This window comes from Enterobacter cloacae complex sp. GYL001, from assembly GCF_049237125.1.
GTDB classification, from domain to species: Bacteria; Pseudomonadota; Gammaproteobacteria; order Enterobacterales; family Enterobacteriaceae; genus Enterobacter; species Enterobacter hormaechei_C.
Window position 1 is genome coordinate 132,990 of sequence record NZ_JBMKGW010000007.1, and the last position, 26,175, is coordinate 159,164.

Annotated in this window: 24 protein-coding genes; 14 read left to right on the forward strand and 10 right to left on the reverse strand. The window is 54.9% G+C overall.

Annotated elements, in window-relative coordinates; translation table 11 throughout:
- Positions 1 to 202: 202 nt before the first annotated feature.
- The gene (locus ACOTWU_RS14510) at positions 203 to 1,666 is read left to right on the forward strand and encodes a fructuronate reductase (protein WP_252049293.1); all 1,464 of its coding nucleotides are present in this window, start codon (positions 203 to 205) and stop codon (positions 1,664 to 1,666) included.
- Between the two features lie 44 nt (positions 1,667 to 1,710).
- Here ACOTWU_RS14510 and ydfZ read toward each other — a convergent pair whose 3' ends face one another.
- On the reverse strand, positions 1,711 to 1,914 hold the full coding sequence (ydfZ, locus tag ACOTWU_RS14515; RefSeq protein ID WP_003857405.1) for a putative selenium delivery protein YdfZ: 204 nt from the start codon (positions 1,912 to 1,914) through the stop codon (positions 1,711 to 1,713).
- A gap of 287 nt (positions 1,915 to 2,201) precedes the next feature.
- Here ydfZ and ACOTWU_RS14520 point away from each other — a divergent pair, with 287 nt between their 5' ends.
- The gene (locus tag ACOTWU_RS14520) at positions 2,202 to 2,633 is read left to right on the forward strand and encodes a universal stress protein (RefSeq protein WP_015570611.1); all 432 of its coding nucleotides are present in this window, start codon (positions 2,202 to 2,204) and stop codon (positions 2,631 to 2,633) included.
- Positions 2,634 to 2,668: 35 nt separating this feature from the next.
- Here the strand turns inward: ACOTWU_RS14520 and ACOTWU_RS14525 are convergent, their stop codons facing one another.
- Both ACOTWU_RS14525 and ydfG read right to left on the reverse strand, forming a co-directional pair.
- Positions 2,669 to 3,355 (reverse strand): GntR family transcriptional regulator, encoded by a 687-nt coding sequence (locus tag ACOTWU_RS14525; protein WP_003857403.1) that lies wholly within the window; start codon positions 3,353 to 3,355, stop codon positions 2,669 to 2,671.
- 90 nt (positions 3,356 to 3,445) lie between these two features.
- Entirely contained in the window at positions 3,446 to 4,192 is a 747-nt protein-coding gene (gene ydfG, locus ACOTWU_RS14530; RefSeq protein WP_022647991.1) for a bifunctional NADP-dependent 3-hydroxy acid dehydrogenase/3-hydroxypropionate dehydrogenase YdfG, read from the reverse strand.
- Between the two features lie 143 nt (positions 4,193 to 4,335).
- Here ydfG and dcp point away from each other — a divergent pair, with 143 nt between their 5' ends.
- Positions 4,336 to 6,369, forward strand: coding sequence for a peptidyl-dipeptidase Dcp (gene dcp / locus ACOTWU_RS14535; RefSeq protein ID WP_126499228.1), 2,034 nt, complete (start codon positions 4,336 to 4,338; stop codon positions 6,367 to 6,369).
- 261 nt (positions 6,370 to 6,630) lie between these two features.
- Here the strand turns inward: dcp and ACOTWU_RS14540 are convergent, their stop codons facing one another.
- The gene (locus ACOTWU_RS14540) at positions 6,631 to 7,689 is read right to left on the reverse strand and encodes a YncE family protein (protein WP_017384534.1); all 1,059 of its coding nucleotides are present in this window, start codon (positions 7,687 to 7,689) and stop codon (positions 6,631 to 6,633) included.
- A gap of 164 nt (positions 7,690 to 7,853) precedes the next feature.
- Here ACOTWU_RS14540 and fhuE point away from each other — a divergent pair, with 164 nt between their 5' ends.
- A complete protein-coding gene (fhuE, locus tag ACOTWU_RS14545) occupies positions 7,854 to 10,022 on the forward strand; it encodes a ferric-rhodotorulic acid/ferric-coprogen receptor FhuE (RefSeq protein WP_126499238.1) in 2,169 nt (722 codons plus the stop codon).
- A 5-nt stretch (positions 10,023 to 10,027) separates the two neighbouring features.
- On the opposite strand, the gene ACOTWU_RS14550 is transcribed toward fhuE, so the two are convergent.
- On the reverse strand, positions 10,028 to 10,249 hold the full coding sequence (locus ACOTWU_RS14550) for a hypothetical protein (RefSeq protein ID WP_126499229.1): 222 nt from the start codon (positions 10,247 to 10,249) through the stop codon (positions 10,028 to 10,030).
- A gap of 367 nt (positions 10,250 to 10,616) precedes the next feature.
- Between ACOTWU_RS14550 and ACOTWU_RS14555 the strand changes: the two genes are divergently transcribed.
- Complete coding sequence (locus ACOTWU_RS14555) at positions 10,617 to 11,531, forward strand: extracellular solute-binding protein (RefSeq protein WP_126499239.1); 915 nt, start codon at positions 10,617 to 10,619, stop codon at positions 11,529 to 11,531.
- Positions 11,532 to 11,545: 14 nt separating this feature from the next.
- A complete protein-coding gene (locus ACOTWU_RS14560) occupies positions 11,546 to 12,292 on the forward strand; it encodes a molybdate ABC transporter permease subunit (RefSeq protein WP_017384530.1) in 747 nt (248 codons plus the stop codon).
- Positions 12,293 to 12,612: 320 nt separating this feature from the next.
- Here ACOTWU_RS14560 and ACOTWU_RS14565 read toward each other — a convergent pair whose 3' ends face one another.
- Both ACOTWU_RS14565 and ACOTWU_RS14570 read right to left on the reverse strand, forming a co-directional pair.
- Positions 12,613 to 12,852 (reverse strand): DinI family protein, encoded by a 240-nt coding sequence (locus ACOTWU_RS14565; protein WP_003857390.1) that lies wholly within the window; start codon positions 12,850 to 12,852, stop codon positions 12,613 to 12,615.
- Between the two features lie 87 nt (positions 12,853 to 12,939).
- Complete coding sequence (locus ACOTWU_RS14570) at positions 12,940 to 14,202, reverse strand: amino acid permease (protein WP_017384529.1); 1,263 nt, start codon at positions 14,200 to 14,202, stop codon at positions 12,940 to 12,942.
- A 632-nt stretch (positions 14,203 to 14,834) separates the two neighbouring features.
- On the opposite strand from ACOTWU_RS14570, the gene ACOTWU_RS14575 reads away from it, so the two are divergent.
- Together ACOTWU_RS14575 and ACOTWU_RS14580 are read left to right on the forward strand one after the other, a co-directional pair.
- Positions 14,835 to 15,200 carry a hypothetical protein gene (locus ACOTWU_RS14575; RefSeq protein ID WP_045348167.1) on the forward strand — a complete coding sequence of 122 codons (366 nt, stop codon included), beginning with the start codon at positions 14,835 to 14,837 and terminating at the stop codon, positions 15,198 to 15,200.
- Positions 15,201 to 15,210: 10 nt separating this feature from the next.
- On the forward strand, positions 15,211 to 17,307 hold the full coding sequence (locus tag ACOTWU_RS14580) for a pyrroloquinoline quinone-dependent dehydrogenase (protein ID WP_045335264.1): 2,097 nt from the start codon (positions 15,211 to 15,213) through the stop codon (positions 17,305 to 17,307).
- A 74-nt stretch (positions 17,308 to 17,381) separates the two neighbouring features.
- Here the strand turns inward: ACOTWU_RS14580 and ACOTWU_RS14585 are convergent, their stop codons facing one another.
- Complete coding sequence (locus tag ACOTWU_RS14585) at positions 17,382 to 17,972, reverse strand: DUF4142 domain-containing protein (protein ID WP_063151511.1); 591 nt, start codon at positions 17,970 to 17,972, stop codon at positions 17,382 to 17,384.
- 227 nt (positions 17,973 to 18,199) lie between these two features.
- Here ACOTWU_RS14585 and ACOTWU_RS14590 point away from each other — a divergent pair, with 227 nt between their 5' ends.
- Positions 18,200 to 18,478: a DUF1471 domain-containing protein gene (locus tag ACOTWU_RS14590; protein ID WP_003857380.1), complete on the forward strand. Its 279-nt coding sequence runs from the start codon at positions 18,200 to 18,202 to the stop codon at positions 18,476 to 18,478.
- A gap of 297 nt (positions 18,479 to 18,775) precedes the next feature.
- A complete protein-coding gene (locus tag ACOTWU_RS14595; protein WP_006808842.1) occupies positions 18,776 to 18,949 on the forward strand; it encodes a GnsA/GnsB family addiction module toxin in 174 nt (57 codons plus the stop codon).
- A 178-nt stretch (positions 18,950 to 19,127) separates the two neighbouring features.
- On the opposite strand, the gene ACOTWU_RS14600 is transcribed toward ACOTWU_RS14595, so the two are convergent.
- Positions 19,128 to 20,117: a 2-hydroxyacid dehydrogenase gene (locus tag ACOTWU_RS14600; protein ID WP_017384525.1), complete on the reverse strand. Its 990-nt coding sequence runs from the start codon at positions 20,115 to 20,117 to the stop codon at positions 19,128 to 19,130.
- A gap of 210 nt (positions 20,118 to 20,327) precedes the next feature.
- Here ACOTWU_RS14600 and ACOTWU_RS14605 point away from each other — a divergent pair, with 210 nt between their 5' ends.
- The 3 genes from ACOTWU_RS14605 to ACOTWU_RS14615 are packed head-to-tail and all read left to right on the forward strand — an operon-like array spanning position 20,328 to position 23,480.
- Entirely contained in the window at positions 20,328 to 22,967 is a 2,640-nt protein-coding gene (locus ACOTWU_RS14605) for a YdbH family protein (protein ID WP_126499230.1), read from the forward strand.
- The gene (locus ACOTWU_RS14610; protein WP_003857369.1) at positions 22,964 to 23,155 is read left to right on the forward strand and encodes a YnbE family lipoprotein; all 192 of its coding nucleotides are present in this window, start codon (positions 22,964 to 22,966) and stop codon (positions 23,153 to 23,155) included. Before ACOTWU_RS14605 ends, ACOTWU_RS14610 begins: the two co-directional genes overlap by 4 nt.
- Positions 23,156 to 23,162: 7 nt before the next feature.
- Positions 23,163 to 23,480, forward strand: a complete 318-nt coding sequence (locus tag ACOTWU_RS14615) for a YdbL family protein (RefSeq protein WP_023296550.1) — start codon at positions 23,163 to 23,165, stop codon at positions 23,478 to 23,480.
- Here ACOTWU_RS14615 and feaR read toward each other — a convergent pair whose 3' ends face one another.
- On the reverse strand, positions 23,481 to 24,389 hold the full coding sequence (gene feaR, locus ACOTWU_RS14620; RefSeq protein WP_126499231.1) for a transcriptional regulator FeaR: 909 nt from the start codon (positions 24,387 to 24,389) through the stop codon (positions 23,481 to 23,483).
- A gap of 241 nt (positions 24,390 to 24,630) precedes the next feature.
- Between feaR and ACOTWU_RS14625 the strand changes: the two genes are divergently transcribed.
- The gene (locus ACOTWU_RS14625) at positions 24,631 to 26,130 is read left to right on the forward strand and encodes an aldehyde dehydrogenase family protein (protein ID WP_017384522.1); all 1,500 of its coding nucleotides are present in this window, start codon (positions 24,631 to 24,633) and stop codon (positions 26,128 to 26,130) included.
- Positions 26,131 to 26,175: the final 45 nt, after the last annotated feature.

The window sequence follows — 26,175 nt, forward strand, 5'->3', positions numbered from 1 at the left end:
GATGTCACACAACTTGATTTTTATATCACACCACTTGGCCGAAAGTTAATGTAAATCAATGTTCATGGCAGCATAACCAGTATTGTGATCGGCAGGATAAAGTAATGACACTGCCATTCTAGTTGGTTTAGTCAACCGGCGCAGCCGCACTGTCACCAGAGCGGCTGCGGATCTCAGCGTTCATAATTAACGAGTCTCAATCATGGAAAACCGTTTATTACAGGCGAAGGCAACGGGTCCTCAGTACGATCGCGACAGCCTCAAGGCACGCATTGTTCATTTAGGGTTTGGCGCCTTTCACCGTGCGCACCAGGCGGTGTACACCGATATACTCGCCGCAGAACAGGGCAGCGACTGGGGTTACTGCGAAGTTAACCTGATTGGCGGCGAACAGCAGATCGCCGATCTGAAGGCACAGGATAATCTTTATACCGTAGCAGAGATGTCTGCCGATGCGTGGACGGCGCGCGTGGTCGGCGTCGTCAAAAATGCGCTGCATGCGCAGGTCGACGGCCTTGAAACCGTGCTGGCGGCGCTGTGCGATCCGCAGGTCGCCATTGTTTCCCTGACCATCACCGAGAAAGGGTATTGCCACTCCCCGGCAACCGGACAACTGATGTTCGATCATCCGTTAATCGTTGCCGACCTGCAAAACCCCCATCAGCCGAAATCTGCGCCAGGCGTAGTGGTTGAAGCGCTGGCGCGGCGTAAGGCGGCGGGGCTGCCAGCATTCAGCGTGATGTCATGCGATAACATGCCGGAAAACGGCCACGTGATGCGCAATGTCACCTGCGCCTACGCGCGCGCTGTTGATGGCGAACTGGCCGACTGGATTGAAGCGAACGTCACCTTCCCGTCAACCATGGTGGACCGTATTGTGCCCGCCGTCACGGCTGAAACGCTGGATAAAATTGAACAGCTGACCGGCGTACGCGATCCGGCAGGTGTCGCCTGCGAGCCGTTCCGCCAGTGGGTGGTAGAAGATAATTTCGTCGCCGGACGTCCACAGTGGGAAAAGGCCGGTGCGGAACTGGTTTCTGATGTCATTCCATTTGAAGAGATGAAGCTGCGTATGCTTAACGGCAGCCACTCGTTCCTGGCCTATCTCGGCTACCTGGCCGGTTATCAGCACATTAACGACTGCATGGAAGATGAACATTATCGCGCAGCCGCGCATGCGCTAATGCTGAAAGAGCAGGCGCCGACGCTGAAAGTGAAGGGGGTGGATTTAGCTCACTATGCCGACCTGCTGATCGCACGTTACAGCAATCCGGCCCTGCGCCACCGCACCTGGCAAATCGCCATGGACGGTAGCCAGAAATTGCCGCAGCGGATGCTCGATTCCGTTCGCTGGCACCTTGTCCACCAGAAACCCTTCCCGCTGCTGGCCCTGGGTGTGGCGGGCTGGATGCGTTATGTCGGCGGTGTGGATGAGCAGGGTAACGCGATTGAGGTGAGCGATCCGCAGCTGGCGGTGATTCAGGCGGCGGTAAACGGTAGCGCTGAAGGCGAAAGCCGCGTTAGCGCGCTGTTGGGCATTGAGGCTATTTTCGGTAACGAGCTGCCGAAGGACGCGGTGTTTGTGGCTGCGGTCATGCAGGCCTATCAAACGTTGCTGCAAAAAGGCGCGAAGGCCACGGTTGCTGAGTACGCCTCCCGGCTTTAACGCGATGACATGCCGCCGTCCGCGGCGGCATGTCGGGGCGCAGCTTAGTGCATCCCCAGGCGAATCAGCTCAATCGGTTCGAACTTACCTTCGCATCCTTCGACTTCAACCGTTTTACCACGGCGCACCTGCTCGGCATTAAGGCCGTCGCTGTGGATCGCTTTAATCACGCCGAACTGGCCTGTGCCGCTAATCATGACGCGGCTGCCAGTAGTGATTGCATTTCGGTTACGGTCGTATGTCATCATGGTATTTTCTCCTCTCGTACTTATCCGTTACGGCGCTAATTCAACGGCTGCCGTTCACGGGGCACTATTAATACGCCTCTCTTTAACGAAATTATTTGCTTTTGATCAAGCTCACACTTTTTTCTTATTTCATGCAGGCGTTGACGGTTCAGGACACCACTTTACAAAGCGGACAGTTATTTTCCTTAATTGATAGTTTCCGGGTGCAAGTGTTTAGGCTTTGTTTATATCCACAATGTCATTCTGGAGGCAGAAAATAACCCTTCATCGGAAAAGGAGTCAGGCTTATGTATAAGAAAATTTTGATGCCTGTTGACGTGTTTGAAATGGATTTGAGCGATAAAGCGGTACGCCACGCGGTCAACCTCGCGAAGGCGGAAGGCGCGACGATCACCCTGGTCAACATTCTCCCTAACAGCAGCCGTTCGTTACTGCGGGGGTTCAATGCAGATATTAAGAAGTTCGAAGAGTATATGACCGCCGAGTCTGATAAGAAGATGAAGGCGCTGAAACGGCTCTTTGATATGTCCCCGGACAATATTGACTGTGAAGTTCGCTTCGGCAACGTACGCGATGAAATCATCAAGCTCAGCAAAGAGGGGAAATATGATGTCATTGTTATCGGATCAAAAAATCCGAGCATTACAACCCATCTGCTGGGTTCAAATGCTGAAACTATTCTGCGCTACGCCACTATTCCGGTATTAGTGGTCCGCTAATTACTTCGCCGCAACCGAAAGGGGGCGGCGAGGTTTTATTCTTCGCTGAACCACTCGCGGTTTTCCTGGCGAATTAACTGAACTGACTCACTAATTTCCTGAAGGTGAAGCGTCATCGCTTTATCTACGGCTTCCACGTCGCGTTTTTCCAGCGCGCTGAAAATATCATGATGCTGGCGCAGCAACATCTCTGGCGGAGAAACATGGTCGAGGCTCATGTAGCGCACGCGGTCGATGGTAGCTTTGATGTTTTCGACGGTATCCCACGCGAGCTGGCACTCGGCGATCTGCGCCAGTTTCTGGTGGAACTCGTCGTCCAGCTGGAAAAAGTCGTTTAACTGTTTGCGGTCGATGGCGATTCGTTGCTGATGCAGGTTTTGCTCCAGCAGGTAGCACTGGTTATCGTTGATGAGCGACGCGGCGCGACGCACCACGGCGCACTCGATGGCCTGGCGAACAAAACAGCCATTCCGTACCTGCGAAAGCGAAATTTTATTTACATAGCTGCCGCGCTGAGGGCGGATCTGAATAAGGCCGTTTTCTGCAAGCTTAATAAACGCCTCACGTACGGGCTGACGGGAAACGTCAAAACGTACCGAAACCTCTTTTTCTGAGAGTGGCGTTCCCGGTGGGATCAGGCAGCGAACAATATCACGGCGCAAGATGCGATATATTTGCTGATTAACGGGCTGGGTAGGATTAAGTTGCGATTCAGCGGCCATGGGTTGTGATTTCTCAGAGAGTTAACCTGAACATACTACCATTCTTTTCCCTGCCATCACATACCCGGCCCGCAGGCCGGGTGGGGTAAATTAACCGCGATGCACGCTGAGTCCGGCATAGGTCTGGCTGACGGGCATCATCTCAACCGTATTGATGTTGACATGCTTCGGCAGGGTCGCGACCCACCAGACGGTTTCGGTGATATCTTCCGGCGTCAGCGCATTCGCGTTTTCATAGGTTTTATCCGCTTTCGCGTCGTCGCCTTTGAAACGCACGTTGGAGAATTCAGTTCCGCCTACCAGACCCGGTTCAACATCGGTCACGCGGATCGCGGTTCCGTGCAGGTCGGTGCGCAGGTTCAGGCTGAACTGGCGGACAAAGGCTTTGGTCGCGCCATAGACGTTGCCGCCCGCGTAAGGCCAGCTTCCGGCGGTGGAACCGATGTTAATGATATGGCCACGGTTACGTTCAACCATGCCCGGCAGCACGGCGCGGGTCATGTACACCAGCCCTTTGTTGTTGGTGTCGATCATGTTTTCCCAGTCTTCCACGCTGGCTTTGTGGGCAGGCTCCATGCCCAGTGCCAGGCCAGCGTTATTGACCAGCACGTCAATTTCACGCCATTCGGCAGGCAGGTTGGCAATCATCTCTTCGATGGCGGCGCGGTTGCGGACGTCCAGCTGCGCGGTCAGAATGCTGTCACCCAGCTCGTCTTTTAGCTCCTGCAAACGCTCCTGACGGCGCCCTGTTGCAATCACTTTGTGTCCGTTGGCGACGAAGCGACGCGTGATGCTTTCACCAAAACCCGCTGTCGCCCCGGTAACTAAAATAATCATCTCACTGTTCCTCAACGCTTTTTGTGTTGTACTAACATAGCACGCTCTCCGGCACGTCGTTAAGGCAACATTTGTATGACGCCATTGCAGGCCGGCGCAGGCTGGCCTACTCTGGGGAGAAATACCGTGCTCAGGAGTAAACGATGTCGGTCAACAATCCTTTTTTTGAAATTAGCCTGTTGCCTTATCAGGCGCCACGTTTTGATGCGATTAACGACAGCCATTATCGTCCGGCATTTGATGAAGCAATGCGCCTGAAGCGTGCAGACATTGACGCGATTATCGCGCAGCGCGCCGCGCCGGACTTCGACAATACCGTGCTGGCGCTGGAAAAGAGCGGGGCCATGCTGTCGCGCGTGAGCAGCGTGTTCTTCGCCATGACGTCCGCACACACCAACGATGATCTTCAGGCACTGGACGAACAGTTCTCCACCGAACTGGCCGGGCTGGCGAACGATATCTGGCTAAACGATACGCTTTTCGCCCGCGTGGAAGCCGTCTGGCAGGATCGCGAGGCGCTGGATGCCGAATCCCGACGACTGACGGAGGAGATGTATCAGCACTTTGTTCTTGCTGGCGCGCGTCTGAACGCCGATGAAAAAGCCGAGCTGAAAGCCCTGAATACCGAAGCCGCCACCCTGACCAGCCAGTTCAACCAGCGCCTGCTGGCGGCGAACAAGGCGGGAGGGCTGGTGGTGGACGATGTTCACCAGCTTGACGGGCTCAGTGCGGAGGAGGTGGCTGCCGCGGCTCACGCTGCCGCAGAAAAAGGGCTGACGGATCGCTGGCTGATCCCGCTTTTGAATACCACGCAACAGCCCGCGCTGGCGGCGCTGTCGTTGCGCGAGACCCGTAAAAAGTTGTTCAGCGCGGGCTGGGAACGCACTCAGAAAGGCGACGAAAACGATACGCGCGAGCTGATCCATCGGCTTACCGCGTTACGGGCAAGACAGGCGCAGCTGCTCGGCTTTGACAACTATGCGAGCTGGAGCATTGCCGATCAGATGGCGAAAACGCCGGAAGCCGCGCTCGAATTCATGCGCGGGATAGTTCCTGCGGCACGCGGCAGGGCCGCGCTGGAGCAGGCGGATATTCAGAAGGTCATCGACGACGAGCAGGGTGGTTTTACGGTACAGGCCTGGGACTGGGCGTTTTATGCCGAACGCGTGCGCTCAGCGAAATACGCGCTGGATGAGTCACAGATCAAACCCTATTTCGCGCTCAATACCGTGCTGGAAGATGGCGTATTCTGGACCGCCACGCAGCTGTTCGGTATCCGCTTTGTCGAGCGTTTCGATATTCCGGTTTACCACCCGGATGTTCGCGTGTGGGAGATTTTCGACCACACGGGTGAAGGCATGGCGCTGTTCTACGGCGACTTTTTCGCGCGTGATTCCAAAGCGGGCGGCGCGTGGATGGGGAATTTTGTTGAGCAGTCTTATGAGTTTGCCGCGCGTCCGGTGATTTATAACGTCTGCAACTATCAAAAACCGGCGAACGGGCAGACCGCGCTAATCTCCTGGGATGATGTGATTACCCTGTTCCACGAGTTTGGCCATACCCTGCATGGCCTGTTTGCCAGCCAGCGCTATGCCACGCTTTCAGGCACCAACACGCCACGTGATTTCGTTGAATTTCCTTCGCAAATCAATGAACACTGGGCCAGCCATCCCCAGGTGTTTGCGCACTTTGCTCGTCACTATCAAACAGGCGAACCGATGCCGGATGCGCTGCGGGAAAAAATGCTCAATGCGACCCAGTTTAATAAGGGTTATGACATGACGGAGCTATTGAGCGCCGCGCTGCTGGATATGAACTGGCACGGCATTCAGGAGCCCGTTGAAGACGTGGAAGCCTTTGAAGCCGCCGCGTTGAAAAAAGAGGGGTTGGATCTTCCAGCCGTACCGCCGCGCTATCGCAGCAGCTATTTCGCCCATATCTTCGGCGGCGGCTACGCGGCAGGGTATTACGCCTATCTCTGGACGCAGATGCTGGCGGACGATGGATATCAGTGGTTTGTCGAGCAGGGCGGTTTGACGCGCGAAAACGGACAGAAATTCCGCGAGGCGATTTTGTCCCGCGGCAACAGCACTGATTTAGCTGAACTTTACCGGAACTGGCGCGGGCACGATCCGAAGATTGAACCGATGCTGGAGAATCGCGGATTGAGTGCGTAAGGCTTTTTTAGTGTGGGAACAGAACCGGGCGCGAGGCCCGGTTTTTTCTTTCCCAAAATGAATCCTTAATTCTGCGAAATTTGCAGGAGGATAGGGGCCAGCTTCACGTAGCTACACCTTTACTTTTACCCAGTAAGGATCCCCGCGACTTTAGAACATCTGGCGCTTTAACCCGGCTTTATCCGTTGGCCGGACTAAATATACTGCTTCAGCGTCCACGTTTATAAGTCAGCCATCCCTCACAGGATGGCTGTATATTGTTTAATTTAATGAAATACGAACCACACTATCCGGGCCTTTCGTCGTGTTGTCGTCATTGAAGTCCTGCTTCACGGTTACGTATAACGTTTTACCGTCCGGTGTTACCAGAAGACTGTTGGGATGGCTGGTGAACGTCCAGCTGTTTTTCACAGCATAGCTCCCGGCGTCAAGCTGCAACACCTTCCTGGATTCGCGCTGAGTGATGAAAATTTCGTTGCGCTCAGCGTTAAACTTTATTCCCAGCGCATCGCCTTTAAGACGCTTGATAACTTTCCCGCTGCGCTCATCAAATACCAGTGTGGTTTTGGCTTTTGAATCATCAGTCACGAACAGGCGCCCGGTGGCCGGATCTTCTGCCATATTCAGGAACAAATACGCTTTTTTATCTCCCGGCGTCCAGCGCTGTTCGATTTTATACGTCTCCGGGTTAATCACCAGAATTTCACCGCCGCCATTGGCGGCATAAAGGCGGTCTGTCAGCGGCGAATAAATAATCCCCGTCACCCATTTCCCGGCATTTTCGATTCGGGCTTTTAGCGTCATGGTGTTGGCATCAACCACGGAGATAAACCCAGGGTCGGCAACGCCGCCGATAAACAGTTGTCCCTTGTGGAAGAGGATTTCACGCGCACCAACCGGGTCGCCATCCTTGTCTTTGCCTTCAAACATCAGGCGCTGTAGCACCTTGCCGCTTTGCACGTCCACTTTCGATACCCCGCCATCAAGGGTGTTGGTGGTGTAGTAGACCTTGCCATTATCGTCCGCTGCCATGCCGAAGTTTTTCAGGTCGGTGTGGGTTTCACCTTGCGTGGCAAGCGTTGTGGGATCCAGTTTATAGAGCACCCCGCCGTTGACGTTTTTGAAACTCTGCGCGCTCGCAACGTACAACGCGTTTGCCGTTGGGGAGTAAACCATCTCATACAGACCGTCAGCGAGTTCGCGCTGCTTGAGCTCAGCCGAATCCGGGAGGGCTGCTGACGCCGTTGCGCTCAGGGTTAACGCCGCGGTAAGAATGCTTAAGCCCCATGTCTTTCCTTTTAGCCAATGGAATGTGTTCATTTTTTGTTCCTGTCATGCGCGAGCCGCGCTGATTTTGATAAATATACATTTATTTACATTTAACTTACAAAATTACCTGTGCATAATAAAGCAAATAATTATCATTTCCATTCTTATTTGGATGAATGATTTGCACATAACGACAACAACAGACAGGTAACATGATGATTTTTAATGGCAGGGCTAATCGCGCGAAAGCGCCCGCAGGATTAATTCCTGCTTCCTTCTCACTTTCACTGCTTGCGCTGGCAATGTCCGCCGTCATGCACCCGGCACAGGCGGATGAAAATACGCAAGAACAAGAGATGGTTGTCTACGGTGACGGGAACGGGAGCGCCGACTCGCAGCAGGATTATGCGGTAAAAACCACGCGTTCAGGCACCAAAATGCTGCTGACCCCGCGCGATATCCCCCAGTCAGTCAGCGTCGTGACGCGCCAGCGTATGCAGGATCAAGACCTGCAAACCATTGACCAGGTACTTACCAATGCCACCGGCGTTTCGTCGCAGCAGGTTGATAGCGAGCGTTCCAGCTACTTTTCCCGCGGCTTTGAAATCACCAATTTCGCCTACGATGAGATCCCCACATCAATGGGCGACGCGTGGAACTTTGGCGATGCGCAGGAAGATACTGCCATTTATGATCGTATAGAGATTGTGCGTGGCGCAAACGGCCTGATGACCGGCGCTGGCGATCCGGGAGCAACGGTGAACATGGTGCGTAAACGTGCCGACAGTAAAACCTTCAGGGGCAACGTCAGCGCAAGTTACGGAAGCTGGAACAAACAGCGTTATGTGGGCGACATCTCCGCGCCCCTCAATTCCGACGGCAGCCTGCGTGGGCGCGTCGTGGCAGGTTATCAGGATCAGGACAGCTGGCTTGACAGATATGGCAAGCGCAAGAAATTTCTCTATGGCGTCATTGAAGGCGATGTAACGGAACACACGACGGCCTCGCTGGGCTGGGACTATCAGCAAACAAACACAGCCAACCCGACCTGGGGCGGATTACCCAGCCTGTACAGTAACGGCAGCCGTACCCATTACGATCGCAACGTCAATACCTCGGCAGACTGGACGGGATACTCCGTTGAGTCGCGTAAAGTTTTTGCTAACCTCACCCACAACTGGGATAACGGCTGGTCGGTGCGTTTCAATGGAACCCACGGCGAGCAAACGTTCAATGATACCCTGCTTTATGTGATGGGCAATCCGGACGCCACCACCGGAGAAGGCGCATCAGGCTGGGGTAGTAAGGATCGCGGCAAGCGCACTCTGGACGCCTTTGATGCCTACGCCAGCGGGCCTTTTGAACTTCTCGGGCGTCAACATCAGCTGATGGCCGGAGCCAACTATAGCCGACAGCACAATGCTACCTTCAGCAAAGACGGGCCAATGGACAGTTCTCAGATTGGCATCTTCAACAACAGCTGGGACGGCAGCGTGGCCGAGCCGGAGTGGGGCGACTGGTATCAAAATGCGGATGATATCGTGCGGCAAAAATCGGCGTATACGGCGGCACGCCTGTCGCTGGCGGATCCGTTGTCGCTAATCGTTGGCGCACGTTATACCCAGTACAGCTCAGATGGCAGCAGCGGCGATATGCGTAAATACAACACAACCCCTTACGGCGGGCTGGTGTATGACATCAACGACAGCCTTTCCGCTTACGCCAGCTATACCTCAATTTTTGCCCCGCAAACCAAACGCACGAAAGAGGGGGCATGGCTCTCTCCCGTCACCGGTAAAAATTATGAAACCGGCCTGAAGGCAGACTGGATGGACGGTCGACTGACCACCAACGTTGCCGTATTCCGCATAGAACAGGAGAACGCGGGGGAGGAAATCAGCGGGGTATTCGTTAATGGATCCAGCGAACAAGCTTATCGCGCAACCAAAGGCGCAGTGAGCAAAGGGGCGGAATTTGAGGTGAACGGTGCCGTTACCGACAATCTACAGCTTACCTTCAGCGCGACCCGCTATGTTGCCCGTGATTCAGATGGCCGCTTCAACAGCTTTGCGCCGCAGACGCAGCTTAAGGTGTTCAGCCGTTACCGCGTCCCGGCGCTTCCGGATCTGACCGTAGGCGGCGGCGTGAACTGGCAGAATCAGGTGTACAAAGATGTCACCGGTCCGGACGGCGAGACGCAGCGCCTCTATCAGGGCAGCTATCCGCTCGTCGACTTGTTCGCGCAGTATCAGCTGACGAAACAGCTGGCGGTGCAGGCAAACGTTCGTAACCTGTTCGACCGCGAATACTACTCATACCTCGATGACTCTGCCGTCTATGGCGAACCGCGTAGCGTCTCGGTAAGCATGAGTTACACATTCTGATCTAATCAGCTTATTGCTATCCTGGCCATCACCTGTTCCGAAATGCGCTTCGGCCCCACCAGCGGCAACGACACGGCGATGGCCGCCATGCCATTGCCATCCTGGTAACGAATAATGTGCCGGTTTGAACGGGTGACGAGCCTGGTGCCGGAAACATTGGGCCAGTTAAAGAAGACGTATGTTGGATATGCAGTAAAACAGCCAGACGCAAAAGCGTAAATATTCAATGAACAGGACGCCCTCAGACTCGAGGGTAATCCTGAGCAATACACAACTCCTCAAGTTATTTAATCACTATGTATCTATCTATATAGCGAGTTGGGCTACAACTGTGCAAAAGACCTTGATGACAATGAGTTCAAGATTCTTCTACGCAAAGCCACGAGGAGTTTACGCAGCATGTTTCATGAACAATTGCCCACATTTGGATGACAACATCTGACTAAGTTGACCATGCACCACCCAGACCGATTTCCTTTAATTCAACCTTGCATCAACGGCGCGCTTGAGGAGGTTGTCATTGCGGTGATTTTTCTGGAAAATTCGATATATAAAAGAATACATAACGAGAGGGTGTTTATGGCCAGGAAACGAATGCAGGTTGTGCAGGTGGCGGTTGCGCTGCTGCAAATGCCATCCATGGCGCTGGCAAAGGATATCAGGGTGACTTATGCCGGTTCCATGGGCAAAGTAATGGACCAGGGGTTAGGTCCGGCTTTTTCCAGAGCAAATAACGACGGCTATCAGGGGCAGGGCCAGGGTGCATACGGGATGGCACGCCTGCTTGCAAGCCACAAAATTGAGGCCGATGTGTTTGTCTCCATCACCCCGGGGCCGATGCAAATTCTCAAAGACGCCGGGCTGATAGATGAGGCGGTCCCTGTCGCCAGTACCAGCATGGTGGTCGCTTACAGTCCTGAGGGTAAATATGCAGCGCAGTTTGAACAGGCCAACAGAAAGAAAGACGGCTCGTGGCTGACTCTGCTGACGCAGAAAGATGTCTTATTTGGCCGCACCGATCCTTATGTCGACCCAAAAGGCCAGAATATTGTGTTTAGCCTGATGCTGGCGGAAAAGTATTACAACATGCCGGGCATCACCGATAAAATTTTAGGCTCGCTGCAAAACCCACAGCAGACTCATCAGGAAGGAGGGCTGCTGGCGCGTCTGGAAAGCGGTCAGGTGGATGCAGCAGCGGGATACGAGAGTGAAGTTCGCTCAGCGCATTTGCCGTATGTCGCGCTGCCGGATGAAATAAACCTCAGCAACCCGGCGATGACGAAACAGTGGTATGACACCGTCAGTTTTACCATTAAAGACAGCAAAGGCCAGGATCAAATTCTGCACACTCAACCAATGGTGTTCTATGCGGCGGTGCTGAAAAACGCGCCGAATGGTGTAGAACAGGGACAAAAGTTCGTATCGTTCATGCAAAGCGCCGAGGGGCAGAAATTGTTCAAAGCGTTTGGCTACGCCGAACCTAAAGGAGACAGCTTATACGCCCGCTAAGAAAACCGGGCTGGGTGGCGGGGTGGTTATCTCTGCCCGCTATCCTGCTGTTAAGTATCCCCTTTATCACGCTGATTAGCGTCACGCCCTGGCATCATCTGAAGCTGGCCTGGCGCGACGACAGCGCCATTGCCGTCTCAATGGGACTGGGTGTGCTGGCGCTCGGAATTATCATTCTTATCGGCATGCCGGTGGCATGGTGGCTGTCACAAGCCACGGGTCGAAAACGATTGATCGGTGAACTGCTGGTGATGATCCCTCTGCTGACGCCACCGCTGGCAATGGGGATTTTGCTGGTTTCGGCTTTCGGGCCTTATGGCGTGATTGGCCGCTGGCTTTCACTGTTGGGAGCTACGCTGGTAAATAATCCGGCGGCGTTTGTGCTGGCTCAGGTTTACGGCGCTTTGCCTTATTTTATCGTGGTGTCGCGTTCGGCGTTTGCCACTGTTCCCAAAAATATTCTTGAAGCGGGACAAACGTTGGGAGCTTCTCCCTGGAACCGCTTTCGTTTTCTTACATTACCCCTGGCATTGCCTGGGCTGGCTTCTGCCGTAACACTCGCCTGGGTTCGCGCGGTAGGCGAGTTCGGGATCGTGATGATCTTTGCTTATTTCCCGCAGGGTATACCGGTAAAGCTGTATACCAATCTGCAAAATGACGGGGTGGACACAGTATATACTTTGCTATGGATGCTGCTGGTAGTGACGCTTCCCCTGCCAATGGTCTGCTTTGCTCTTGGCAAACGAATGGCCAGGAAATGAACACCCCTTAGATCGTCCGTTCCTCGTTCATAGCGGATGAGCTTGCTCACGTTTCCATTTCAGCGGGCTACCTCGAATAACCCCAAACCGGATTCTTCACAAAAGGCCACACACAGAAACCTCCAGTCAGTCAGACTGAAAGTGCAGGGCAGGAAGAAAATGTGGCGCGCGCTGGATATGTCTTACAATCGGATCGGTGGGATTATGCTGGGGGAACCATGGAGGCGTAAATCGGTACGTCGCGATAGCGGAAGAAATTACGCAAAGTTAACGTTGTATGCTCTTTGTCTCCCGAAGCCAGAACCGGGCTTTGCGCCCGGTTACTCTTGTATTAACCACATGTCCGACTCTTCGAACATCTCCTCAAGCATGCGGTTGAGCTTTTCACGGTCGCTTTTGCTGGCGTCGCTGTTCAGGCCGTTCGCTTGCATTGGCTTAACCGTCACGCTGGCATCAGGAAAAATCCGGTGCACGCGTTTTGTCAGTTCGGCCAGAATGATTTCCCTGGCTCCCTCCAGCCCCTGTACGTTTCGCTTGTCATAAACCAGTTCCACAAACATGATTGTTTACCTTATGGATATTACGCATGTGATTCAGCCTGAACGTAAAATACTACTGTATATGGGTACAGTCAAACGGCGTTCAGACTAAAGCATTGTCCAGAGCAATGCAGACAGCGTTGCCAGCCCCCCCAATACGACCAAAAACACCGTCACGCCGCGAAGCTCTGCCAGCGAGGGGCGGGTGTATATGAGGTACGCCGGGATCAGGAACAGGATCACCGCGATCAGTGGTCCGCAGAACATTTCAATCAGGCTGAGCACATCCGGATTGGCATAAACAATGCCATAGGTCAGCAGGAACAGCGCCAGAGAGGCCAGCCGCTTGCTGGCGTTGGCCTTTTTGCCGGATACGCTGGCAGCCAGCTGACCAAACGTTTGTGCGACCGACAGACCTACGCCGAGGAAGGATTTCGTCATACCGATGATAGCGATGAGCGGGGCAATGTGGTAAATCAGGCTGAAATCACCGTTTCCCTTCATCACCGACAGCACATTCAGGTTTTCCGCCTTCGCTCGCACAAAGTTGTCATGGGGGATCCCCAGCACGCAGCTCAGCACGAAAAAGAGGATACTGGCGAAGATAGCTAAGTAGGCGATACGGATCACGAACAGTGCCTTTTTCTCACCCTCCGCTTTCCTCTCCCGGTAGTAAGAGCTCAGCGGGGAGACCATAGGCGCACAGCAAAACGAGAAGGTAATAAGCGGCAGCGTCAGCCAGATATTTTTCAGCGTTACCGGCAGCGGCGTGGCGTTCATTTCAGCGGCCGTATCGGTCAGGTTAGACAGATGCCATCCCGGGATAAGTGATACGGCGATCAGCAGTACAGATGCCGCGAACGGCAGCGCCAGTGCGCTCATAATGGCCACGACTCTGTCCCGGCCCTTGCTAAGCACCACATACAGCGCAGCAACCACGATAAACGACAATGGCCCACGGCTGAGGGCGGTAATATGCAGATGCTCCACCAGTAAATTACTCAGCGCATTAATCAGCGCCACCCCGTAAACCAGGGTTACCGGGAAGAAGGTCACACAATAGAACAGGGTGATCAGCTTTTCACCCCTTCCGCTGAAGAAGGAGCCGAAGATCGGCAACGTGCCGTTTTCAGTCTTCTCTTCACGCATATATACACGACAAAGGAGTAAATGGGGGATCAGGGATAACGGCAGCCCCAGCAGGAGCATAACCAGAAAAATAACCGGACCACGGGTGCCGATTTCCACGGGAAGGAACAGTGTTCCCGCTCCGACGGCTGTACCATAAAGGCCCAGCGTCCAGATATTATCCTGCCAGTGCCAGTTAGAGCGTGTTGTAATATTAGCTGAGAGAGTTGTGGCTTTATTCATCATATTTTACCGCGTTGTTAGAGGGACGACGACTTATTTAGTTTTTATCTGTCTGTAGTCGTCGCTGCGCCATTACGTCACGGGTGGGAGGGGTTTGATGTTGCATACCGAAAACCTTATGTGTATGCCTGCAATAACTATCGTTATTCTTTGACGATGCTTTAACAGGCGGTTAATTAAGAAAGGGATTTGTTAAATTAACGAACAAATAACGACTGACTTTCCCTGCCTGCACGTCTGTTAATTAAAGAATAAACACCCTGTTTTATTAAGTACCATAAGGCGCCATCATATTGAAGGGGGGCTTATTTAATTATTTTATTGGGCGTGAAATTATCCCGTTATGCCTGAAATTAAAAAACAGAATGTAGACAATCGTGTAACCCGCTCGTAGCTTTCGAACCGTCTTGTAACATAACGCTCTCTTTATGGTGGCGAAGGGGTTAAGGACGTCGTATGCCTGCTATTAAACGCCCCATAAGAAAATCCTCTTCTATACTCAGTTACGTTTAGTGAAATATGCCGCCGCTCCACACGTCGCGTTCCCTTAATAGCGGCGGGCAGCAGGGGTATATATTCACGAAAACGCCTTAATAATGGTCAATTTTGCATTTTAGAGGGGGTTTCCTGGTATGTTGCATTCTCAATCCTCGCGGGTCGGCAGCATTTTGCTGCTGCTGGCCGCGATAATAGCCTTCGCGGTAGCGCTATACGCCTGGTGGACGCCGCTTACCGGCGTCAATGGCACCATTGGCGCACTGGGCGTGGTCATTGCCAGCGTAGTGCTGGCAATCCTGACCTTTATGTTACGTGCGGCATCGCGTCGTGGGGCGCGCGTTTTTCTGATTATTGTCACCCTGGTGGTGTTGGCGGGTATTGCTTTCGCCGCCGCGCTGCTGCACCAGTACATCATAACGGCAGCCATGGTGGTCGGCCTGATTGGTCTGATTATGCTGAGCAGCCATTCCGCTCGTTACAACCATCCCGTCAGAAGCTGAGGAGCCGCCCGTGCACAACGATAAGCATTATCCCTTCATAAAAGTCAGCATGACGGCGCTGGCGCTGCTGGTCGCTCCGCTCGCGCTACAGGCGCAGGATAAGGCCGCTGAAGCCTCTCAGGGGACACAGGAATCACTGAACATTGATGCGGCCGATCAGCAGGCGCCCGGAACCACAAAAACCACCGACGATGCCTCAACCGGCAGCGGTGATGGAAAGAAAGTCGCCTCGGCCAGCCAGCCAGCGACGCCGCTGGTGCCCGGCACCGCCACCTGGGACAGCTTCCACGGCCAGCTTAACGCGCAGAAATACAGTCCCCTGACCCAAATTACGGCGGATAACGTCGGGAAATTAACGAAAGTCTGGGAGTTCCATACCGGCGACGTCTCGGACGGTAAAGGCGATACGCCAGCTACCGTCTGGTCCGCAACGCCCATTTTCGCCAACGATACGCTCTACATCGGCACGCCATTCGATCGCCTGATTGCGCTGGATCCGGGGACGGGTAAAGAAAAGTGGCACTATGACACCAAATCGTCGCGCAAGGCGCTGACCCAGCCGGTGCTGAAAAATCGCGGCGTTTCCTACTGGCAGGCCAAAAATCCGGTGACAGGTGAGGCATGCCAGAAGATGGTCTATATGGGCACCGTTGACGGCAAGCTCTTTGCGCTGGACGCCGATTCAGGCAAACCGTGCAGCGGCTTTGCGAACAACGGCGTGCTGGATCTGAACCAGTGGAACACCGTTAACGCGAAGTATCCGCTCTCTGTCCTGCAACCGCCAACCGTTGTCGGCAACCATCTGCTGGTGGGCTGGGCCGGGAAGGACTGGGCCTATGCCGAAGCCCCTCCGGGCACCGTATTTTCAGTCAACGCCCAGACCGGTAAGCTTGAATGGACCTTTGAGGCGATCCCGGCAGAGATCCGCAAGCGTACCGGTACCGCCAACGTCTGGACGCACATGTCCGCCGACGAGGCTAACGGGCTGGTCTATCTCCCGGTCTCATCGCCGTCTCCCAACTATTGGGGCGGCAACCGCGTAGACGCTATTCCGCTTGGCACCTCGACCACCGCCCTGGACATCAACACCGGTAAAGTGGTCTGGTCACGTCAGTGGGTACACCACGACGTCTGGGATTACGATATCAACTCCGCCCCGACGCTGATGGACATCACCGTAGACGGCAAGCAGATCCCGGCGCTGGTGCAGGCCACCAAGCAGGGTTTCCTGTTTGTGGTTAACCGCCTGACGGGGGAGGACGTATGGCCAATCGAAGAACGTCCGGTTCCGCAGGGTGATGGGTCGGTCCAGGGCGAAGTTCTCTCGCCCACGCAGCCATTCCCGACCAAACCCGCACCGCTGCTCGACCAGTCGAAAAAACCGGAAATCTGGAAGCTGGCGGATATCGTCGGTGGCGGCCAGTGCTCCCGTCTGTGGGATAACCTGACCTATGAGGGAATGTATACTCCGCCGACCACCAAAGGCGAAGGCACGCTCACCTATCCCGATAGCGCCGGCGGCGTCCAGTGGGGCGGGGTGGCGTTCGATCCGCAAAAACAGATCGCCATCGTCAACACCTCGCATATCGTCCAGTACGTGAAGCTCTACAGCCGTGAGGATTACGATAACGCAGACAAAGACTCCGGCAACGAAAGCGGCTTTGCCCCACAGGAAGGCGCCCCGTACGGTATGCGTCTGCTGGTGGCGAGCAACTGGCTTGGCATGCCGTGCTGGCAACCGCCGTTTGGTGAAATCGTGGCGCTGGACATGCACACGGGCGATGTGAAATGGCGTCGTCCGGTTGGCGCCTCCCAGCAGTATGGCTTCTTCATGCCGGAAAGCTGGGGTTCGCCTACCATTGGTGGTCCGGCAGTGACGGCGGGCGGCGTGATCTTCATCGGTGCTTCAATGGATGCCAAAGTGCGTGCCTACTCGGTAGAGAGTGGTGAAGAGCTGTGGTCCGATCAGGCCGAAGCTCCGGCGGTAGCGAACCCGTCCGTCTATGAATATAAAGGTCGCCAGTATGTGGCCTTCGTGGCAGGCGGGAATACGATCCTGAAGGATCAGGTGGGCGATCAGGTGGTGGTCTACGCCTTGCCGGAATAATTCAGCAGGAAGGGGAAATAAACGTGGGGCCTGCGGGCCCCACTTTATTTTGCAGTAGTCGTTTTACCGACGCGTTATTTATCGGCTGATGCGCCAGCACGCGTTGACATCTGCTCGGCGGACTTCAGATGGTGCTCAACGACCGGAGTGTGCTCGTTGGCCAGAGCCTTCACATCCGGATCGTCGATTTTACTGGCGTCGCTCTTAAGCTTCGACAGCACCTTCTCGTGGTCCTTCACGCCAGCATATTCCATATACATTTTGTCAAAAGCGTCACCGCGCTGGTTTTCCAGCCTTGAGTTCAGGGCTTTATGCGCGGCGTCTGGTTCGGTCGGCAGCTCCACGCCCTTTTTCTGGGCAACGGTCTTGACTTTGGTCAGCGCGGCGCCGTGATCGTCGACCATTTTCTGGGCGAATGTTTTCACTTCACTGGTTTGGGCCTTGTCCAGGGCGAGCCTGGCGGCGGCAACTTCGTTGATATTGGCCTGCGCCATGTCCTTCAATGCTTTCTCGTCGCCGGAGCTGAGTCTGGCGTCCGGTTGAGCCTGGCCCGCAGTTTGAGTTTGCGCGGCGCTGGTTGTCTGGGCTTGTACGCCAACGGTGCTGAACATTGCTGCAACTGCTGATACGGCTAGCAGCCTTTTCAGGGTTTTACTCGTGTGCATATTGTTCTCCTGATGGTCATGGTACAGGTAAGTTTCGGTTGCTTCAGGCGCAACCGGCAGATAAATGACGACTGCACAGGTCAGTATAGTAGATGAACCTGCTGTACCCGCTGTTCAGGTCAGTAATGGCTGGTCGTGATGCTCAATCCTTCTACAATATTGATACGGATCATTTACATATTTGCTGCTAATGTTAAATATATAGATTCATCAACAGGAGGAATGATATGAAAAAAGCACTATTAGGGAGTGTATTGGCTTTAACAGTAGCAAGCTTCGGCGCGTCTGCGGCAGATATGATTTCCAAGGATGAAGCGCACCACTTCAAGCTTGAATACCTTGGTAATGTATCTGTAGGGGCTTCAGGTGGACAAATTTCTTCACCTTCAGATCTTCATCAAAAACTCTCAAAACTGGCAGACGAGAAGGGCGGGAAATACTACGTCATCATCGCTGCCCGCGAGCATGGCCCTAACTTCCAGGCCGTCGCAGAAGTCTTTAAATAATTTTCTCAAATAACACAAAAACCCGCTTCTGGCGGGTTTTTTGCTTACAGACAGCCAAAAAAATGCCCCTGATGCGGGGCGAGTGTGAGTCAAAGCTTTTCTTATATTTATCTATTTTGTGCTCTAAGGCTTTGGGACAATAACACCTTGTTCAAATAATGCAATCTAAATGCATATTTAAATGCGACGGCTGCATACGTTACACAGATAGTCTACTCTTTATATGATGAAAGGCAGTTAATCGTTAGCTGTCGCCTGCTGGAGAATGGAAACAGTAAACGGTTGCAAGAGGTAAACATGAACGTTGACGCACTGACGCAAAAGGCAGAAGAAGAAATTTCAGCGCTTATAACCAAAAAAATTTCAGAGTTACGTAAAAAAACAGGGCAGGAAGTGTCTGAAATTGAGTTTATCGCTCGTGAAGCCATGACAGGCCTCGAGGGATATGAGGTAAAAATCAAACTTATTTAATCAAAATTATTACCTGTTTCGGGACACTGGATAAAGCAGAGCGGCAAACGTCAGCTAAGACTATCCTGCGCGTGGCAGGATTGAAGCCAAAAAGCCCGGTGACGCTGCGCTTACCGGGCCTACAATTAACGCAATCCACAGGCCGGGCAGGGCGTAGCCGCCACCCGGCTTACCAGGCTTACACTATCGCGTTCGGGCACGCTTCGCCCTTTTCGAGTTGACGCAAATTCCCCAGCGTGGTTTCCGAAATGCTGATCAGCGCTTCGGCGGTCAGGAACGCCTGGTGTCCGGTGAACAACACGTTGTGACAGGCAGACAGGCGACGGAACACGTCGTCCTGGATCACGTCATTAGATTTATCCTCAAAGAACAGATCGCGTTCGTTCTCATACACATCCATACCCAACGCGCCGATTTTTTGCGTTTTCAACGCTTCGATAGCCGCCTGAGAGTCGATCAGCCCGCCGCGGCTGGTATTGATGATCATCACGCCGTCTTTCATCTGGTCGAACGCCGACTGGTTAAGCAGATGATAGTTCTCCGGGGTCAGCGGACAGTGCAGGGAGATAACGTCAGACTGCGAGAAGAGCGTTTTCAAATCGACATACTCCACGCCCAGCTCCAGCGCAGCGGCGCTTGGGTACGGATCAAACGCCAGCAGGCGCATGCCAAATCCTTTCAGGATGCGAAGGGCGGCCACGCCAATTTTGCCGGTACCGATCACGCCTGCGGTTTTACCGTACATGGTAAAGCCGGTCAGCCCTTCCAGAGAGAAGTTAGCATCACGGGTTCGCTGATAGGCACGGTGAATACGACGGTTGAGCGACATCATCATCCCGACCGCATGTTCTGCCACGGCTTCCGGAGAATAGGCCGGGACGCGAACGACCTTCAGACCCAGCTCTTTGGCGGCATCGAGATCGACGTTGTTAAAGCCCGCGCAGCGCAGGGCAATGTATTTCACGCCCTGTTTTTTTAACTCTTCCAGCACCGGTCGGCTACCGTCGTCGTTAACGAAGATACACACGCCTTCGCAGCCGTGGGCGGTTTTAGCCGTCTTTTCAGTTAGCAGAAAGTCGAAAAATTCAAGATCGAAACCGTACGTCTCGTTAACATGTTGCAGATACTTTTTGTCGTACTGCTTTGTGCTATATACCGCGAGTTTCATAAGACTTTCTCCAGTGATTTTGGAACCACGTTAGCATGTTTAAAATTATCTTACAATTTTTCAAAATTCATTGAAATCAATAAGTTCTATGAATTATTGTAGAGCATCTACTCTTAAAAATGGCATTACCTTCAACTGACTGGCTAAACATGCGACAATGAGCGGCAAGAACGGCTTATTTTTTTCGCAAAATCAGGATATTAACTGCCCATGAAGGGTAAATACAAAGCCGCAATCGCGCTATTACTGCTGCTATTTCTTGTGCCGCTGACGCTGCTGATGACGCTCGCCCAGTGGGTACCCACGCTCGCCGGGATCTGGCTCCCCGTTGGAACGCGCATCGCGTTTGAAAAAAGCCCACGGCTCACGCGCCACGCCCTGATCATCCCCGATCTCCGCTATCTGGTAGAAGAGTGTGAAATTGCCCGCGTGGAAAACGTGACTCTGTCACACCCCAGCCGCTGGGATCTGGATATTGGCGCACTTGAACTTAACTCTGTCTGCCTGAGCAAATTACCGCAATCGGCGCCATCTACGGTGGCGCCGAAAACGCTGGCGCAGTGGCAGGCCATCCTGCCCAAAACCTGGCTGACCATCCATCGCTTTACCCTTTCTCCCTGGCAGCAGTGGGAGGGTGAGCTGCATGCCTCACTGACGCCAGCCCGCCAGGACATCACCTATAAAGGCGAGCAGGTGAGCATTAAGGGGCAGTTACGCGGCCAGACCCTTTCCATCAGCCAGTTCGATGTGCAACTGCCGGATCAGCCGCAGCCCGTGAAGCTGGTCGGTGAATTTACCCTGCCGCTGGTGCCGGACGGCGTGCCGGTGAAAGGGCATACGGTCGCGACCTTTAACGTGCCACAGTTATCCTCGCTGGTCGATGCCGATCTGGACTGGGAGGACAATCAGGGCCAGCTGGTGGTCATGGCGCGGGACAACCCCGATCCGCTGCTCGATTTACCGTGGCAGATCACCGCTCAGCAGTTGACCATCAGCGACGGACGCTGGAACTGGTTAGCCTCCGGCGTGCCAATGAGCGGACGCGTCGGGCTGAAAGTGGATAACTGGCAGCAGGGGCTGGAGAAAGCCACCTTCACGGGGCGGCTCAACGTGCTGACCCAGGGGGATGCGGGTAAGGGCAACGCGGTGCTGAATATCGGTCCCGGCTCGCTCAGTATGGATAACAGCGCTATGCCGCTGCACCTGAGCGGGGAAGCCAAGCAAAACGATCTGATCCTGTATGCCAGGCTCCCGGCGATGCTGACCGGCAGCCTTTACGATCCGCAGCTTACGTTTGAACCCGGCGCTTTATTGCGCTCGCGCGGGCGCATCATCGACTCGCTGGATATCGATGAGATCCGCTGGCCGCTGGCGGGCGTGAAGCTCACGCAGAAGGGCGTGGACGGCCGCCTGCAAGCCATTCTGCGGGCGCATGAAAACGAGATGGGCGATTTTGAGCTGCATCTGGACGGCCAGGCTAACGACTTTTTACCGGACAACGGTTTGTGGCAGTGGCGCTACTGGGGTAAAGGGAATTTCACGCCAATGAACGCGCGCTGGGATGTCCGGGGAACCGGGGAGTGGCGCGACAACGTTATCGAACTGACCGATCTTTCCACGGGGTTCGACAAATTGCAGTACGGTACGATGCTGGTCAGCAAGCCGCGCCTGGTGCTGGATCACCCGGTGCGCTGGTCGCGGGACCCGGATAACCCCACCTTTAGCGGCGCGCTCGCGCTTAACGCCGGGCAAACAAGCTTTTCAGGCGGAAGCGTGCTGCCGCCGTCCGTTTTGACCTTCAGCGTTGACGGGACAGACCCGACGGTGTTCCAGTTTAAAGGGAACCTGCATGCGGACGACATCGGCCCGGTCCAGGTGAATGGACGCTGGGACGGCGAACGCCTTCGCGGTCAGGCCTGGTGGCCAAAACAGTCTCTTACGGTGTTTCAGCCGCTGATCCCGCCAGACTGGAAAATGACCCTGCGCGGCGGCGAAATGTACGCGCAGGTGGCTTTCTCCGCGGCCCCCGATCAGGGGTTTGAGGCCGGGGGGCACGGGGTGCTGAAAGCGGGCAGCGCGTGGATGCCGGATAACGAGATCAACGGCGTGGATTTTGTTCTTCCGTTCCGCTTAAGCCAGGGTACCTGGTCGCTGGGCACGCGCGGGCCGGTAACATTACGAATCGACGAGGTGAAAAACCTGGTCACAGCCCGAAATATCACCGCGGATCTCCAGGGCGATTATCCCTGGACCGAAGCGAACCCGCTCCTGCTCACCAACGTGAAGGTGGAAGCGCTCGGCGGGAAAATCACCATGCAGCAGTTGAGAATGCCGCAGCACGATCCGGCTTTACTGCGCGTGGATAATATTTCCTCCAGCGAACTGATAAGCGCGGTGAATCCGAAGCAGTTTGCCATGTCCGGCCCGGTGAGCGGCGCGCTGCCGTTCTGGCTGGACAATGAAAAATGGATCATTAAAGATGGCTGGCTGACCAACCCGGGGCCGATGACGCTGCGCATCGACCAGGACACGGCGGATGCCATTGTGAAAGACAACATGGTTGCCGGGGCGGCGATCAACTGGCTCCGCTATATGGAAATTTCGCAGTCGTGGACAAAACTCAATGTGGATAATCTGGGTGTGTTAACCATGCAGGCGGCCATTAAAGGCACCAGCCGCGTCGAAGGCAAAAGCAGTTTCGTAAACCTGAATTACACCCATGAAGAGAACATTTTTACCCTCTGGCGCAGCCTGCGCTTTGGGGACAATCTGCAAACATGGTTTGAGCAACATGCGGCGATACCCCTTCTCCGCGGTTCGACAGGCAAGGAAAGTGAGGAACAACAATGAAAAAGAGGGCTGGTGTACTCACCGTGGCCGTCGTCGCGCTGCTGTCAGGCTGCACGCCGCGCATTGAAGTGGCGGCGCCCAAAGAGCCGATCACCATCAACATGAACGTGAAAATCGAGCATGAAATCCATATCAAGGTGGATAAAGACGTTGAAGCCCTGCTGAAATCCCGCAGCGATCTGTTCTGAGGATGCCATGAAACGATTTGCTCTGATGTTACTGGCGCTGGGGATGAACGTTCACGCCGCCACGCTTACGCTCAACGATGCGCGTGCCCAGGGGCGCGTAGGGGAAACCCTGAGCGGCTATCTTGCGCCCGTTCAGCACGACGCTGAAACCCTGGCGCTGGTGAACCGTATCAACGCCGCACGCACGGAAAGTTACCAGCAGCTGGCTGACAGTAATAATTTACCCGTCGACGAGGTGGCGAAAATGGCGGGACAAAAGCTGGTGGCCCGCGCGCAGCCGGGTGAGTACGTGAAGGGAATTAACGGCAAGTGGCTGAAAAAATAGCTAGCGATAACGCCTGCGGTATTCGCCCGGCGAAACCCCGAAACGCTGCTTAAAGGCGGTGGAAAAATGGCTATGGTCGGTGAAACCCCAGCTGTAGCCAATCCCCGCCAGCTTTTCGTCATCGCTGATGGAACGCAGCGCCTGAGCGCATAAATCGAGGCGACGGTTCTTAATATACTGCGCTACCACCAGCCCTTTCCCGGCAAACATGCGGTACAAGCTACGCACGGACATGCCGCTCTCTGAAGCTATCCACTCCGGTCTTAACGCCTCCGACTGAATATGATCATCAATCAGGGACAGAACGTGGCGGAACTGACGCTCCTTGCGCGGCAGCACCTCGTCACGCTGCTGGAAGGCCGGACGCAGCAGACACACCATCGCCTCAAGCGCCGCTTCGCTTTCACTGGCGCTGAGATCGACATTGCCCATGCTCTCCTGTAGCAGTCGGTAGCTCAGCTGTACGGTAGGCAGACTGCGGGAGAGGGGCAGCGCGCACCTCACTTCCTGAAAACGCGCGTGTTGCTCAATGATTTGTCGCGGGAGCAGGAGCGAAATCTGGCGGGAACGCTCCTGCCAGTAAATGGAGCACGGGCGGGAGGCGTCAATCAGCGTGATATCCCCGGCTTTCAGCATCGCGCGCTGGTCGTCCTGTTCGATTCCGGCGCTGCCTTCCAGCTGAAACACGGTGTAGAACCAGGCGTCGTTGCCGTTTTTGATCTCCTGACGGGTGCGAAACAGGTTAACGCCTGCGGCGGTCACCGTGCTCAGCTTCAGACTTTGGGTGTAGCTGGTTTCCAGCTCGCCGAGAAACGCCCCCTCTAACGGACGTGCCGCAAAGCGCCCACAAACCTGGTTAATTTGCGCCAGCCACTGCTGAAAATTGTCCTGTTCGCTTGCACACGCCATTGATGTTCTCGCTGCACCGTCACTGTTTTCGCATTGTTGCATTTATGTTGCATTTTGTCAGGGCTACGAGGCTGACTATAGGAAAGAACACTCAACGGATACAGCGATATAAGCGGGAATTATCACGATTTGCGGACCCTGTCACAGCTGGCAAAGCGAATGTCACACAGACAAAAGCAGGAATGCGAATCCCCTCTTAGACTGCATACACACCCTGCGAAGCATAACGAAGGAGTATTCTATGTCCGAATCACACGTCGCCATCCTGCCGGGCGTGCAGCAGTTTTTAGATCGCCAGCACGGCCTGTGGATCGAAGGGCGTCAGGCGGCATCCGATAGCGAAAAGCGTCTGAACGTCTACAACCCGGCGACCGGAGAGGTTATTGCCTCTACCGCCGATGCCAGCGTCGATGATGTCGATCGTGCGGTGATGTCTGGCTGGCGCGCCTTTGTCGCCCGAAGCTGGGCCGGACGGCTGCCGGCAGAGCGGGAACGTATCCTGCTGCGGTTTGCGGATCTGGTGGAACAGCATGGCGAAGAGCTGGCACAGCTCGAAACCCTGGAGCAGGGGAAATCGATTAACATTTCCCGCGCCTTCGAGGTGGGCTGCACCCTGAACTGGATGCGCTACACGGCAGGGCTGACCACCAAAATTGCCGGTAAAACCCTCGATCTCTCGATTCCACTGCCGCAGGGCGCGCGTTATCAGGCGTGGACGCGTAAAGAGCCGGTGGGAGTCGTGGCGGGGATTGTGCCGTGGAACTTCCCGCTGATGATTGGCATGTGGAAAGTGATGCCCGCGCTGGCGGCAGGTTGCTCCATCGTGATCAAACCGTCGGAAACCACGCCGCTCACCCTGTTACGGGTGGCGGAACTGGCGAGCGAGGCGGGGATCCCGGAGGGTGTGTTCAACGTGGTGACCGGCAGTGGCGCCGTCTGTGGCGCGGCGCTGACCTCGCACCCGCGCATTGCCAAAGTGAGCTTTACCGGTTCGACGGCGACGGGCAAGCAGATTGCCCGCGCGGCGGCGGACACGCTAACGGGCGTGACGCTGGAGCTGGGCGGCAAAAACCCGGCCATCGTGCTGAAAGATGCCGATCCGGCGTGGGTGATTGAAGGACTGATGACCGGCAGCTTCCTGAACCAGGGGCAGGTCTGCGCGGCCAGCTCGCGCATTTATATTGAGGCTCCGCTGTTCGACACGCTGGTCAGCGGGTTTGAACAGGCCGTGAAATCCCTCAGCGTCGGGCCGGGCATGTCGCCGGAGGCGTTTATCAACCCGCTGGTGTCGCGCGCCCACTGCGATAAGGTCCAGGCGTTCCTGGATGAGGCGAAGGCGCACAATGCGGAGCTGATCGCCGGGAACCGGGGGCCAGACGGCAAAGGCTATTACGTTTCGCCAACGCTGGTGGTCAACCCGGATAATCATCTGCGACTGACGCGTGAAGAGGTCTTCGGGCCGGTGGTGAACCTGGTTCGTGTGGCCGACGGGGAAGAGGCGCTTCAGCTGGCGAATGACACTGAATATGGCTTAACGGCCAGCGTCTGGACGCAGAACATCAGTAAAGCGCTGGCGTATACCGACAGGTTACAGGCCGGAACCGTGTGGGTGAACAGCCACACGCTGATAGACGCCAACCTGCCGTTCGGCGGCATGAAGCAGTCCGGCACCGGGCGCGATTTCGGCCCCGACTGGCTGGACGGCTGGTGTGAAACTAAGTCGGTGTGTGTGCGGTATTAAAAAAACGCCGGGTGGCGGCTACGCCTTACCCGGCCTACGGGATGG

What these genes read in the sequence shown, in the direction of transcription:
- ACOTWU_RS14510 (WP_252049293.1), top strand. Translation starts at nt 203, where the DNA reads ATGGAAAACCGTTTATTACAGGCGAAGGCAACGGGTCCTCAGTACGAT.
- ydfZ (WP_003857405.1), bottom strand. Translation starts at nt 1,914, where the DNA reads ATGATGACATACGACCGTAACCGAAATGCAATCACTACTGGCAGCCGC.
- ACOTWU_RS14520 (WP_015570611.1), top strand. Translation starts at nt 2,202, where the DNA reads ATGTATAAGAAAATTTTGATGCCTGTTGACGTGTTTGAAATGGATTTG.
- ACOTWU_RS14525 (WP_003857403.1), bottom strand. Translation starts at nt 3,355, where the DNA reads ATGGCCGCTGAATCGCAACTTAATCCTACCCAGCCCGTTAATCAGCAA.
- ydfG (WP_022647991.1), bottom strand. Translation starts at nt 4,192, where the DNA reads ATGATTATTTTAGTTACCGGGGCGACAGCGGGTTTTGGTGAAAGCATC.
- dcp (WP_126499228.1), top strand. Translation starts at nt 4,336, where the DNA reads ATGTCGGTCAACAATCCTTTTTTTGAAATTAGCCTGTTGCCTTATCAG.
- ACOTWU_RS14540 (WP_017384534.1), bottom strand. Translation starts at nt 7,689, where the DNA reads ATGAACACATTCCATTGGCTAAAAGGAAAGACATGGGGCTTAAGCATT.
- fhuE (WP_126499238.1), top strand. Translation starts at nt 7,854, where the DNA reads ATGATTTTTAATGGCAGGGCTAATCGCGCGAAAGCGCCCGCAGGATTA.
- ACOTWU_RS14555 (WP_126499239.1), top strand. Translation starts at nt 10,617, where the DNA reads ATGCAGGTTGTGCAGGTGGCGGTTGCGCTGCTGCAAATGCCATCCATG.
- ACOTWU_RS14565 (WP_003857390.1), bottom strand. Translation starts at nt 12,852, where the DNA reads ATGTTTGTGGAACTGGTTTATGACAAGCGAAACGTACAGGGGCTGGAG.
- ACOTWU_RS14570 (WP_017384529.1), bottom strand. Translation starts at nt 14,202, where the DNA reads ATGAATAAAGCCACAACTCTCTCAGCTAATATTACAACACGCTCTAAC.
- ACOTWU_RS14575 (WP_045348167.1), top strand. Translation starts at nt 14,835, where the DNA reads ATGTTGCATTCTCAATCCTCGCGGGTCGGCAGCATTTTGCTGCTGCTG.
- ACOTWU_RS14585 (WP_063151511.1), bottom strand. Translation starts at nt 17,972, where the DNA reads ATGCACACGAGTAAAACCCTGAAAAGGCTGCTAGCCGTATCAGCAGTT.
- ACOTWU_RS14590 (WP_003857380.1), top strand. Translation starts at nt 18,200, where the DNA reads ATGAAAAAAGCACTATTAGGGAGTGTATTGGCTTTAACAGTAGCAAGC.
- ACOTWU_RS14595 (WP_006808842.1), top strand. Translation starts at nt 18,776, where the DNA reads ATGAACGTTGACGCACTGACGCAAAAGGCAGAAGAAGAAATTTCAGCG.
- ACOTWU_RS14600 (WP_017384525.1), bottom strand. Translation starts at nt 20,117, where the DNA reads ATGAAACTCGCGGTATATAGCACAAAGCAGTACGACAAAAAGTATCTG.
- ACOTWU_RS14605 (WP_126499230.1), top strand. Translation starts at nt 20,328, where the DNA reads ATGAAGGGTAAATACAAAGCCGCAATCGCGCTATTACTGCTGCTATTT.
- ACOTWU_RS14610 (WP_003857369.1), top strand. Translation starts at nt 22,964, where the DNA reads ATGAAAAAGAGGGCTGGTGTACTCACCGTGGCCGTCGTCGCGCTGCTG.
- ACOTWU_RS14615 (WP_023296550.1), top strand. Translation starts at nt 23,163, where the DNA reads ATGAAACGATTTGCTCTGATGTTACTGGCGCTGGGGATGAACGTTCAC.
- feaR (WP_126499231.1), bottom strand. Translation starts at nt 24,389, where the DNA reads ATGGCGTGTGCAAGCGAACAGGACAATTTTCAGCAGTGGCTGGCGCAA.
- ACOTWU_RS14625 (WP_017384522.1), top strand. Translation starts at nt 24,631, where the DNA reads ATGTCCGAATCACACGTCGCCATCCTGCCGGGCGTGCAGCAGTTTTTA.